The organism is Corallococcus sp. CA049B, from assembly GCF_003611685.1.
Taxonomy (GTDB): domain Bacteria; phylum Myxococcota; class Myxococcia; order Myxococcales; family Myxococcaceae; genus Corallococcus; species Corallococcus coralloides.
In genome coordinates this window covers 1-11809 of the sequence record NZ_RAWC01000043.1, presented here as the reverse complement: position 1 = coordinate 11809, position 11809 = coordinate 1, and the positions used below count along the sequence as shown (strand labels likewise).

Sequence of the window (11809 nt, the reverse complement as noted above, 5' to 3'; positions counted from 1 at the left end):
GCGAGGCCCCCGTCCATGAGCGTCCGCCTTCCATCTGGCCTTCCCCGCCCGGGCCTGCCCCTGCAGAGCCCCGCGCAGGAGAAGGAGGAGAAGGCGCAGTCCGGTGAAGGCAAGTCATCCGGCAAGGCCTCCGCGAAGGGCGGCGCTGGCAAGGGAGGCGTCGCCGTCAAGGGAGGCTCCGCGAAGGGCGCCTCCGCCAAGGGGGGCCTGGAGCAGGCCGGCCCCCAGGACGGCATGGACTTCGGCCGCTCCGGCGAGACGGAGCGCAACGAAGCCGGCGGTGGGGGTGCCAGGGGTGCCCAGCAGCAGGCCGGAATGGCCCCTGGCACGTCACAGGGCGCCGCCAGCCTGGGCACCCTGGAGCAGCCCCCGGCCCTCGCGGCGCAGGCGCCCCAGACGGCCCCGGCGCTCCCCCAGCCTCCGCCCACGACACCGCAGGCGCCCGGGGCGCCGCGGCTCGAGCGCCGGCCCGCGGCTTCCGAGTCCTCCCGGGAGCGCACCGCCACGGACGGCCAGTCGTCCGACGCCGCGAAGCAGGCGCTGGAGGGGCGCGCGAAGCTGCGCATCGCCGTGCTCAACCGCCTCTACCGCGGCCTCACGGAGGTGGAGGGGAAGATGAGCGCCTTCCTCGCCAACCCCGGCCGCCAGGGCGTCGTCACCCTGCCGGTGGTCCTGAGCGTGAGCACCGTCACCTTCGAGTGGTGGAAGTCCGCGAACGCGGTCCCCGAGGACCGGGCCTACCTGGCCCAGGTCCTGGGCGAGCCCGGCACGGCGGATGACGCCACGCTCCTGGGCACGCTGCGCGCGGAGATTGCCCAGGCCTTCGCGGAGTTCCCGCGCACGCCGCAGGGAGTGGAGGCCCGGAAGCTCTACGACGCCGTCCTCCAGAAGTACGAGGCCGCCCGCATCCAGCCCATCATCGCGGGCCACGACTCCGGCCCCGTGGTGGAGGAGTGCGCGCGGCTGGGCCTGTCCTGCGAAACGGACTTCACCCGTTCCCTGCTCTTGTCGCCGTGGATGCTGGCCACCAGCCAGAGCCCGGACGAGGGCTCCGCGACGCAGGTGATGGTGGCGGGCCTCACGCTGCCCCAGCTGGGCGCGCTGGTGGGCCACCTGCGCCAGCTCAACCCGCTGCTCAGCAATCCCCAGCTGCGCGCGCTGCTCCTGCGCGCCTCCACGGACAAGCGGCTCGCGCTGCGCAAGGCAATGGGCCTGGAGGAGGTGGAGCAGGTGCAGGAGCTGGCGCGCCAGCTGCTGCGGCTCCAGGCCGTGCAGCACCTCACCGTCTGAAGGCCGCGGCGGATGGACTTCAGTCCATCCGCCGTCACTCTTCAGGGCCTATGAAGACTCGCGGCCGAAGTTGGACATGGCGCGCGAGCCGCCGCCATCCGTGTTGCCCAGCGCGACGGCCTTCAGCCCGCCCTCCTGCGCGGCCTGGGCCTCCGACATGCCCTGGGCGCTTTCGACGATCATCTGCCCGCCGCCCTGGTGCCGGTCCCAGCTGATCTGCATGGAGTCCGCGAGCCGCTGGGCGTCCACCGGAATCTTGGAGCCGGTGCTGGGGTCCTTGATGAGGTAGCGGCCCTGGTCGTCCTTGCCCTCCACGGAGACCCAGTGCGCGCGGCCCGTCTCACCCGGCTTCGTCGTGGGGTCCACCAGGCTGGAGTCCACCATCACCGCGCCCTTGGCGCCGCGAGCGAGCGCGTCATCCAGGGCCTTCGTGTCGAGCTTGGACGACGTCTGCGTCACCTTCGCGCCCTGGTTCGCCAGCATGTTGGACAGCTCATGCGGCGACGTGCCCTGGCCCTGCGTGAAGCGCGACTCCAGCGCGGACATCTTCTCCTTGTCCGACGCGGGCTGGGCCTGGCTGGTGCCAATCTCCTTGCCCAGCATCACCGCCACCGCGGCGCCGCAGTCGTTCGCGTTGGTCTGCTTGACCACGTCGGGGGCCGTCCCCGCGGCGTCCCAGCCGCCAATCTCCGGGGCCTTGGGCGCGTTCGCGAGCGTCCCGTTGACGCCCAGGTCCTTCGCCGACGCGCCGGAGACCGGCTGGAAGCGGCTCGCCCACGCCTGGTTGAGGGCCTGCACCACCGCGAAGGCGTCCGTGGCCTGCTCCGTCTGGGCGGTGGTGGGCGTGCCCTCCACCTGCGAGACGACCTTCTCCTCCGGCAACCCGGCCTGCTGAGCGGCCTGCTGCGGAGGGGCGGACGGCTTCGCCTCCGCCAGTTGCTGGAAGGTGCGGAGGACGTTGGAAGAAATGTTCACGCTCACGGTCGTGGCTCCGGAGGGGGATGGGGGACTCCATCCTACCTGGGATGCCGCCCCGTGTTAAGGGTCCCCGGACGGATCCAACCCGTGCTTGCGCAGGAGTTTCCGAAGGTAGACACGGTCGATGTCCGCCTCGCGGGAAGCCCGGGAGATGTTGCCCTCGCAGCGCTCGATGAGGTTCTTCAGGTAGTCGCGCTCGAACACTTCGATGAGGTGTTCTTTCGCTTCCTTGAAGGGCAGGTCCAGGTCCGGCCCCTTGCGGCCGTCCGCGCCCGGGGGCGCCTCCAGGTCCGGCAGGGCCTCCTCGCCCAGGTTGACCACCTGCTCCACCACGTTGCGCAGCTCGCGCACGTTGCCGGGCCAGGGGTACTGCATGAGCAGCGCGCGCGTCTGGTCCGACAGCGCTCCCGGCGGCCGGCCCATCTGCTTGAGCATGTGGTCGATGAGGAACGGGATGTCCTCCGGGCGCTCGCGCAGCGCGGGCAACGTCACGCGCAGCACGGCGAGCCGGTGGAAGAGGTCGCGGCGGAACTTCCCCTGCTGGACGGCCTGCTCCAGGTTCACGTGCGAGGCGGCCACCACGCGCACGTTCACCGTGAAGTAGTCATTGCCGCCCACGCGCTTCACCTGCCGGCGCTCCAGCACGCGCAAGAGGCGCGGCTGCAGCTCCAGGGGCAGCTCGCCAATCTCGTCCAGGAAGACGGTGCCGTTCTGCGCGCGCTCGAAGGCGCCCGCGCGGTCGGCCTGGGCGCCGGTGAAGGAGCCCTTCACGTGGCCGAAGAGCTCGGACTCGATGAGGGTGGAGGGCACGCCCGCCAGGTCCACGATGACGAAGGGGCCCTTGGCGCGCGGGCTCTGCTGGTGGATGGCCTCCGCGCACAGGTCCTTGCCGGTGCCCGTCTCGCCGTGGATGAGCACGTCCGCGCCGCCGGGCGCCAGGCGCTCCAGCACGGTGAAGGCCTCGCGCATCTTGCGGCTCTGGCCCACGAGCGCGCCGAAGCGGTCGCGTGAGGACAGGGGCAGCGAGCGCTCGCGCGTGTCCTCCGGCACCAGCTTCAACTCGGTGGCGCCCAGGGTGATGACGCTGCCGGGGCGCAGCTCCATGGCGGTGAAGCGCAGCCCCTCCACGAACGAGCCGTTGTGCGAGCCCAGGTCCGTGGCGACGACGTGCTCGTCGTGCACCTCCAGCTTCAGGTGCTGGCGGGAGACGGCCTTGTCGGAGAGGACGATGTCACACGTGGGGGCCTTGCCCACCACGTACGTCCCCTGCTTGAGCGGGTGGGCCTTGCCGGCCTCCGCGCCGGAAAGCACCCGGAGCACCATCCGCACCTGTCCCGCACGGCCCCGGTTCAGGGTGGCCGTCGCGTCCAGGAGCGCCTCGTCCTCGTCTGGTGGCAGCGACACGGCGCGGGACGGTAGCACGCCCCGCCGGGGTCGCCAGCAGCCGCGCGTGTCGTCCTACCTGCGCCGGCCCCGGGAAGGCTTTCGGGCAGGCGGGCGCGGAGGCTCCTTGGGCAGGGTCTCCAGCCACGAGTCCACCTCGCCCACGCGCGCGTCCATCCCGGACTCGCTGAAGCGCTCCCGGGCGCGGGTGGCCTCCCCGCGGGCTTCTGGCGACTGGCCCGTCTGGTACAGCGCCCGCGCCAGCGCGAAGCCGGACTCCGCCAGCGCATCCGGGGGCGCGGACGCGAAGGACACCGCCAGCTGGAGCGGCGCCACGGAGTCGCGTGCCCGGCCCAGGCCCAGCAGCGCCTGGCCCACGCCGTCGTAGGACGGCTGGAGGCCCTCGTCGCCCTCGGGCAGCAGCTCGCGCTTGAGGGCCACGGCCTGCTCGTAGGTCTTCAGCGCGTCGTCGTAGCGCTTCATCCCCAGCTGGCACATGCCCAGCTCGTCCAGCGCCTCCGCCACCTGGGCGCTCTTCTCGCCGTGGAGGGTCTTGTAGAGGTCCACCACCGCCTGGGCGTGCGGCAGGGCGCGCTCGGGCTGGCCGGCGTCTCGCAGGGCCAGGGACAACAGGCCGTGCCGGCGGGCCACGTCCGGGTGCACCGGGCCCACGGCGGCCAGGGTCTTCGCGAGCGACGCCTCCAACAGCGGCACCGCCCCCTTCGCGTCGCCCGTGCCCAGCAGCAGCCGGCCCAGGAGGAAGAGCGCCCGCGCGCGCTTGGGGTGCTCGGGCGGCAGCGCCTTGTCGTAGAGGGCGCTCGCCTCCGTCAGCCGCGCGCGGGCCTGCTCCATGTGGCCCTGGGACATGGCGAGGTTGGCCTGGTTCACCTTCACGTCGGCCTGCAGCACGGGCTCGCCGCCCAGGCGGTGGAGGGTGGCCTCCGCCAGCGCGCCCCAGTTCGCCGCCGGGTCGAAGTGCTTCTGGCCGTCCTCCACGTAGAGGAGCTTGTTGAGGATGGCGACCTTCAGCCGGTCCGCCCTGCCCGCCTCCGCGTCGAACACGGCGCGCGACAGCAGGCGGGACGCCTCCGGCGACTGGCCCGTCTGCTCCTGGAGCCAGCCCAGGTGGAAGCGCATCTCCGCCTTCAGCGGCAGGTAGCCCGTCTTCTCCACCGGGGCCTCCAGCGCCTTCACCGCCGCGAGCGCCGCCGGGTAGCGGCCCGCGTCCACCTGCGCGCGCACCTCCGACAGCTGGTCCTCCAGCGCTTCAATGGCGTCGCGCAGGGCGGGGTCGGCGGGGCGGCGCTGCTGTTCGGCCAGCGACTCCACGTCCTCGCACTCGTGCAGCGCGGGCAGCGCGTGCGCCATGTCCACGGACTTCTCCACCATGGCGGCGTCCGCGCTCGCGAGCAGGTCCACCGTGGCGCGCAGGTCCTTGCGGCGGCGCTCCAGGCACACCACCTGCCGGTCCAGTTGCTCCTCCGGCTTCACGCCGCTCACGCGCGCGTCCTCGCACGCCTGGACGCGCTGGTGCTTCCACGCGTCCGCGTACTGCCCCAGCACCTGCACGGCGCGCACGGCCATGCCTTCCGCGAAGGGCTTCCCGGTGGCGCGGAAGGCGGACTCCAGCTTCGCCTTCGCGTCCGGCGTCCACACGCTGTCCATCAGCGCGCCCGCGTCCGCGCACACCTGGGACTGCTGCCACGCCACGCCGCCCGCCACCGCGAGCGAGGTGGCCATCGCGCCCGCCGCGCCCAGCCAGCGCTTGCGCTGCCCGTGGCGCTGCTCCTGGGAGAGCGCGTCCAGCAGCGCCTGCATGGACGCGAAGCGCGCGTCCGCGTCCAGCGCCAGCCCGCGCAGCACCGCCTGCCGCACCCAGCCGGGCACCTTCGCTTCGCGCGGGGGCTCGCGGATGAGCGCGGGCGGCGGAGAGATGACGGGGGCCTTCGCGGGCGCGGCGTTCAGCGACTGCGTGCCGCCCAGCGACTGCGTGCCGGTGGCCTCCAGCTCCGCGCTCCGGCTGGCGGACGCGTAGGCCTTGATGCTGCCCGGGTCGAAGGGGCGCGTGCCGTAGAGCGCGCCGTAGAGCGCCGCGCAGAAGCTGAACTGGTCCGTGCGCGCGTCCAGCTGCGTGCCCCGGAACTGCTCCGGGGACATGTAGTTGGGCGTGCCCACCAGCAGGCCCGCTTCAGTGAGCGTGGTGTCCAGCATGCGCCGGTCCGAGGACTCCAGGACCTGCGCCTCCTCCGGCGAGACAGGGGCCTCCGGTCCGTCGCCCACCTGCCGCGCCAGCCCGAAGTCCGTCACGTAGACGCGGCCCGCGTGGCTCACCAGCACGTTGGCGGGCTTGAAGTCGCGGTGCACCAGCCCCGCCGCGTGCGCGGCCTGCAGGCCCCGGCCGGCCTGGAGGTAGCGCTCCAGCACCTCGCGCCAGGACGGCTTCGCCTCCTTCAGCCACGAGCCCAGCGTGCCGCCCTCCACCAGCTCCATGGCGACGAAGACCTGGTCGCCCCACATGCCCACGTCGAAGACGGGGATGACGTTGGGATGGGAGACGCGCGCCATGGCCTGCGCTTCACGCAAGAGCCGGGACCGCGCCTCCTCGTTGTCGTGGTTGGCGTTCGGGTGCAGCAGCTTCAGGGCGATCTTGCGGTCCAGGTCCGGGTCATAGGCGGCGTACACCACGCCCATGCCGCCCTGCCCCAGCTTGCGCAGCAGCAGGTAGCGGCCCACCTGGGGAACCGGCGGCACGTCCTCCGCGCGGCGCGGACGGGGGCCCGTTCCGTATCCCGAGCCCCGGCCCGTGCCCGCGCGCACGGAGTCCGAGTTGCCGGTGCCTGTGTTTCGCCTTCCGGTGTCTCTCTTCGTCATGGGGGCCGTGACCTGATCCGCGAGTCTACCGCCGGCCCTCGTCCGCTCCGAACATCCTTCCGCGGCGCGTCAACCCAGGCTGCCTGCCTGGTGACAGTCGTCATCAGGGACAGGACGGCGGTCATCAGGGGCCGCCCCCGGCGTGGGACACAAACCCCTGGAATCAGGGAGCGCCCGGCAGGCCGGAGGCTGGCACGCCAGCCGCAATGGGTACGGACAACGCGGGCAACTTCGGGGTGCAGCCAGACCTCATCCGCGACAAGCCACATGAATATCGCCGAGCCGCAGGTCGACTGGATGCGTGGCTCGGATGGAGGCGGCGGTGAACGGAGACACCGCCGCCTTCTTGCTTTTCAGCGCTTCACGCGCTGCGTGCGCTCGTAGTCCTCGTAACGCAGCTTCGCGATGGTGCGCCGGTCGCGGGTGCGGACGACGCTGCCCTCCGGGTGATGCCCTGCCCCGGCATCAGGGGTCTGACATAGGCACATGAGCACCCGTCCGCGCCGGCTACCGGGAGGGCGCCCCCTCCGGCCCCGAGCGGTGAAAACCTGTCCGACTGTCGGACAGGTTGGTGGCTTCGGGCCGCATGCGGCGCGAACCTGTCGGACAGTCGGACAGGTTCATGGCCTCGGGCCACATGGGGCGCGAACCTGTCGGACAGTCGGACAGGTCTCCGGCAAGCGCGCCCGACGGGCAGCCTCTGCACGTGGTTCCGCCTTGAACTCGCACAGACACTGACTCGCGGTCCACCACGGCCCCCGCCCGTGGCTTCATCCTTGCTTCCGCGCAGGCACGACTTCCCGGCCCACCGCTCCCTCCGTCCGGGCGCCCACCTGGTGCCCGCTCCGGCACACCGTCGCGGCGTCGCTGCGCTCCACTCAGCGCTGGCGCATCCGGACACGCAGGCACTCCGCGACGTCCTCCCGCAGCGCCTCCGGGAAGCCGGACAGGCCCGGCGTGTCGTTGCATTCCAGCAGCGTGTAGGCGCCGTCCTTCGCCTGGAGGAAGTCCAGGCCCAGCACGTCCGCGCCCAGATGCCGCATGGCCCGGCGCGTGTGCTCCGCGAGCTCCGGCGGCGGGTCGATGACGTGGTACTTGCGCGTGTCGACGTTGGCCTTCCAGCCCGCGCTCGCCCGCGTCATCGCCCACATGCGCTCGCCCACCGCGAGGCAGCGGACGTCACGCTCGTAGTCGATGAAGGGCTCGACGACCGCGTAGTCGTCCGCGGCGAAGAGGAGGTCCGCGATCTCCGGCCACGCGCCCGCGTCGCGCACCAGCGCCTTGCCCAGCCCCGCGTGGTGATTGCCGACCTTGACGACGAACGGCACGGGCCGCTCCAGCCGGCGCAGCATGTCGTCGCCGAGCGCGGCGTCGAACGGAATGACCGGCAGCCCCGCCTCACGCATCTCCGCCAGCATGGACAGCCGGTCGTGACAGCGCGCCAGCACGGACGCCGGGTTGGAGCAGGGCACGCCGCTCAGGCGGATGAGCTCCAGCGTCGCGCGGTGCCTGGGGTCCGGGCGGATGGCGCCCACCCGCCAGAGCACGCCGTCCAACCGTGTCGCGGACTCGCGGTTGATGCACCAGAGTTCGCCACCGCGCAGGACCCAGGAACACTCCTGGAGCCTGCGGAAGACGACCTCGTATTCCGGGAAGTAGCGCTGCCAGTACTGTTCACCGTTGATGACCACGAGGGTGGGCCGCATCCGGCCATCGTTCCACGTCCCGCCCCCTGCTGCTCGCGGACGCACCCGCCGTCCCTGTCCGGCCCGGAGGGGGGCCGGACTCGCCGTGACGCGCCGGTTGACGCGGGCCCCCGGCGCCCCTCTTATCTGCCTCTCCCCTTGAGCAGGAGTTCCCGTTGGCAGGCGTCCCGGTCGAATTGACCCCGGAGGATTTCGAAGCAGTCACCCAGAAGCCCGGCATGTGCGTCGTGGACTTCTGGGCGCCGTGGTGTGAACCCTGCCATGCGTTCGCCCCCATCTTCACCGAGGCCGCGGCGCGGTTCCCGGACATCACCTTCGCCCGGCTCGACGCGGAAGCGCACGAGGCCGTGGCCGGACCGCTGGGCATCGACGCCTATCCCACCCTCGTCGCGTTCAAGGACGGCCTGGAGGTCCGCCGCGTCTCCGAGGCGCTGCCCGCCGAGGCGCTGGACCGGCTGCTGATCGCGCTGCGAGCCGTGGACGTCGAGGAGGAGGAGCGCCGCAAGGCGAACCGCGAGCGGACCGAGGCGGGCCAGCTCCCCACCGGCGTCCCCGAGGGCGCCACCTGGGACGACGGCGACGAGGAGTGGTCCTTCGGCCCGAAGGACGCAAAGGGCCGGCCGCACGGCACATGGCGGTACTGGCGCGCCGACGGCACCCTCTGCAACGAATGCATCATGGAGCAGGGCAGGCCGCACGGCCCCTTCAAGCGCTTCCACGAGGACGGCTCGGTGTCCCAGGAGGGCGCCTTCGAGCAGGGCCAGCTCCACGGCCCTCGCAGCTGGATTGCCTCCGACGGCTTCACCACCGAGCGCATGCACGAAGGCGGCGTGAGCGAGCGCGTGCGCAAGACGGTGATGCACTACGACCGCGGCACCGTGCGGCAGGTGGAGCACTTCAACGGCGACGGCCAGCGCGTGGTGCCGTCCACCGGCGAGCCCTACCCCACCCGTCCGGCCCACCTGCCCGAGGACGCGGAGCTGCGCGAGGACCTGAACCAGTGGGCCAAGGTGACGCTCAACGCGGAGCGCGAGCGCCACGGCCTCACCCGCTTCTGGGACGCGCAGGGCCAGCTGCTCTGGGAGGCCGAGTTCGACAACGGACGGCGGCACGGGCGCTACTGGTCGCGCGCGGAGGACACCTACGCGGACTTCCGCGTCCACTTCGAGGAGGGCCGGGCGGAAGGCGACTTCGCGTGTGGCGAGTGGTCCCTGATGGACGCGCAGCGGGCGGTGGTGATCAAGCGCGACCTGGGCCAGGCGATGGATGAGCAGACGCTGGCGCGCTCGCCGGTGTTCTCCAACCTCCCCCGGAGCGCGGAAGGCTGGCGCGAGCTGGCGAAGGAGGCCCGCGCGGACCGGCGCTACCGCGAGGCCCTGCTGGCCACGGCGCGCGCGTGCGCCACGTCGCTGGACGTCCAGCCGTTGAAGCAGGGCCTGGAGGAGCTGACGCTGCCGCGCACGCAGGACTCGGCCCGTCAGGTCGCGCACAGCGTGGTGGAGGATGCGGGACAGGCGTGGGCCCCCATTGCGGACGCGCTCATGCGCGGCGGTGAGGCGGCCACGCTGCTGCGGGGCTACGCGGTGTTGTTGGATCAGACGGACCGGCCTCGCGCGGCGCTGGACTTCCTGCACGCGGCGATGCTGCTCGCGCCGGAGCGCAAGGCGTACCTGTTCACGCGCGGCCTCATCCTGCTGAACCTGGGCGTGGCGGATCAGGTGCGGAAGGACGCGGAGGGGCTCGCGGAAGCGGAGCCAGACACCGCCCGGTTCCTGGCCACGTACGCGCGGGCGTTGTTCCCCCGGTTCGACTTCTGGGCGGGACAGGAGCCTCCGCACTGCACCTACGACGGCCTGCCGGAGAAGCCCGAGCAGCCCCTGGAGGCCATCCAGCAGCTGGTGCGCAAGTACGCCACGCGGCTCCAGGCGATGCGCGGCGCGCTGCTCCAGCGGTACAAGCCCGGCGCCGCGGTGTCCTGGCTGCCGCCGGACCTGTCGGGCCTGCTGGGTGAGGGGCCCGTGGAGCTGAAGCAGGAAGAGCTGGAGTCGGACGAGGACGAGCAGGTGGAGATCGACGAGACGCTCGACCTGGAGATGGGGTTCGCGGACCTGGCGATGATGCTGCGCGGGGACTGGAGCGCGCTGTCGTGGCTGCTGTGGTCGTGCGGCGAGACGACGTTCCAGATGCCCACGCGCATCGCGCCGCCGGCGGGTTACGGACAGGCGGCGGGACAGGCCTCGCAGCGGCTGTGGCAGAGCCGGGACCGCAAGTTCCGCGGCAATGCCAGCACGACGAAGCCCGGCCAGGGCTTCCTGTTCGAGGGCGTGGCGCTGGGCGACCTGCACCCGAACCTGGTGTCCATCGCGGAGCGGCAGTACGCGGAGACGCAAGCGATGTTCTTTTGGCTCAATGACCCGGATCACGTCTCTCCGTGGCAGAGCAATCTGAGGGGCAGCTAGGCATGAATCGGATTCGTGAAACCATCGAGGTCGCGGAGCCCCTGTGGCGGGCGCTGGAGCAGATGAGCCACGACCTGGGCGTGGACCGGAATGCCCTGGTCGCCCAGGCGCTGTTCATGCTCGCGAGACAGAACGGGTACGTGGCGCCCACGCCCGTGGCGCTCGGGGTGATGGGAGCGGGTGAGCCCGTGCGGGCTTCGGTGGCCCGTGCTCCGGAGCCCGTGGTGCGTCCGGCGGAGCTCCCCGCGGCTGCCGTTGTCCCCGCGGCTGCCGTCGTCCCCGCGGCTGCCGTCGTCCCCTCGGCTGCCGCTGCCCCCTCGGCTGCCGCTGCCCCCGCGAAGGAGACCGTGGCCGCCGCTCCGGCCGCGACGGTGTCCGAGCCCGCGAAGGCACAGTCCTCCGTGGACGAAGCCGCTCACGCGCGGGCGCGCATGCAGGAGGTCCTCGCGGCGGTGGATGCGGTCACGCAGCCCCGCGACGTGCCGGTTGCATCCGACGACGAGGAGGAGGCGGACGACGAGGAAGAGTCCGACTCCGACGAGGACTCGGACGACGAGGGGTCCGACGACGAGGACTCGGACGAAGAGGAGTCCGACGACGAAGCGGCCGACGAGGACTCGGACGACGACGAATCCGACGAAGAAGCGGCCGACGAATCCTCGGACGACGAAGAGTCCAACAACGAAGCTTCGGACGACGAGGAGTCCGAGGACGACGACGCTTCCGAAGCAGCGGCTGGGGATTCGGACGACGAGGATGCATCCGAGGCGGCAGCCGCCGCGGACCAGGACTCGGACGACGAGGACGCGTCGCAGGACTCCGAGGAGGACGACGCCTCCGCGGCCGACATCGCGGCGGCGATCGGCTCCGAGGAACTCCCCGGCACCGACGAGGACTCCGAGCCCGAAGAAGCCAAGACGGGAGAGGAGGCCACGGGCTCCGAGGAAGACGCCGCGGCCGATGAGCCTGATGCGCAGGCCGCCTCCTCCAGCGAGGACGACGAGGACGAACAGCAAGACTCAGGCGCCGAGGAGCAGGACCTGCCCTTCGTGGCGCCTCCGGCCGCGAAGGCCCCCGCCGCCCGCAGGCAGGGCCGTGTGCTCCGGCCCTCCACGCCAGAGG

The 11809-nt window shown here is 72.1% G+C and carries 7 protein-coding genes and 1 pseudogene; 3 read left to right on the top strand and 5 right to left on the bottom strand.

Annotated elements, in window-relative coordinates:
* Positions 1-15 precede the first annotated feature (15 nt).
* Positions 16-1290: a hypothetical protein gene (locus D7W82_RS12805; protein ID WP_120618616.1), complete on the top strand. Its 1275-nt coding sequence runs from the start codon at positions 16-18 to the stop codon at positions 1288-1290.
* Between the two features lie 48 nt (positions 1291-1338).
* Here the strand turns inward: D7W82_RS12805 and D7W82_RS12800 are convergent, their stop codons facing one another.
* The 5 genes from D7W82_RS12800 to D7W82_RS12785 form a co-directional block, all read right to left on the bottom strand.
* Positions 1339-2271, bottom strand: a complete 933-nt coding sequence (locus D7W82_RS12800) for a hypothetical protein (RefSeq protein WP_120618615.1) — start codon at positions 2269-2271, stop codon at positions 1339-1341.
* A 57-nt stretch (positions 2272-2328) separates the two neighbouring features.
* Positions 2329-3591, bottom strand: coding sequence for a sigma 54-interacting transcriptional regulator (locus D7W82_RS12795; protein WP_233587456.1), 1263 nt, complete (start codon positions 3589-3591; stop codon positions 2329-2331).
* Positions 3592-3726: 135 nt separating this feature from the next.
* Positions 3727-6522 (bottom strand): serine/threonine-protein kinase, encoded by a 2796-nt coding sequence (locus tag D7W82_RS12790; RefSeq protein ID WP_120618614.1) that lies wholly within the window; start codon positions 6520-6522, stop codon positions 3727-3729.
* A 353-nt stretch (positions 6523-6875) separates the two neighbouring features.
* Positions 6876-7010: a hypothetical protein gene (locus D7W82_RS42175; RefSeq protein WP_255417128.1), complete on the bottom strand. Its 135-nt coding sequence runs from the start codon at positions 7008-7010 to the stop codon at positions 6876-6878.
* A 390-nt stretch (positions 7011-7400) separates the two neighbouring features.
* Positions 7401-8228: a RimK family alpha-L-glutamate ligase gene (locus D7W82_RS12785; protein WP_120618613.1), complete on the bottom strand. Its 828-nt coding sequence runs from the start codon at positions 8226-8228 to the stop codon at positions 7401-7403.
* A 155-nt stretch (positions 8229-8383) separates the two neighbouring features.
* Here D7W82_RS12785 and D7W82_RS42340 point away from each other — a divergent pair, with 155 nt between their 5' ends.
* Positions 8384-10687 (top strand): thioredoxin family protein, encoded by a 2304-nt coding sequence (locus tag D7W82_RS42340; RefSeq protein WP_120618612.1) that lies wholly within the window; start codon positions 8384-8386, stop codon positions 10685-10687.
* A 2-nt stretch (positions 10688-10689) separates the two neighbouring features.
* Positions 10690-11809: pseudogene (locus tag D7W82_RS12775) on the top strand (hypothetical protein); the annotation flags it as partial.

Excerpts from the sequence above, each read along its gene's own strand:
- D7W82_RS12805 (WP_120618616.1), top strand. The coding sequence starts at position 16 with ATGAGCGTCCGCCTTCCATCTGGCCTTCCCCGCCCGGGCCTGCCCCTG.
- D7W82_RS12795 (WP_233587456.1), bottom strand. The coding sequence starts at position 3,591 with ATGGTGCTCCGGGTGCTTTCCGGCGCGGAGGCCGGCAAGGCCCACCCG.
- D7W82_RS12790 (WP_120618614.1), bottom strand. The coding sequence starts at position 6,522 with ATGACGAAGAGAGACACCGGAAGGCGAAACACAGGCACCGGCAACTCG.
- D7W82_RS42175 (WP_255417128.1), bottom strand. The coding sequence starts at position 7,010 with ATGTGCCTATGTCAGACCCCTGATGCCGGGGCAGGGCATCACCCGGAG.
- D7W82_RS12785 (WP_120618613.1), bottom strand. The coding sequence starts at position 8,228 with ATGCGGCCCACCCTCGTGGTCATCAACGGTGAACAGTACTGGCAGCGC.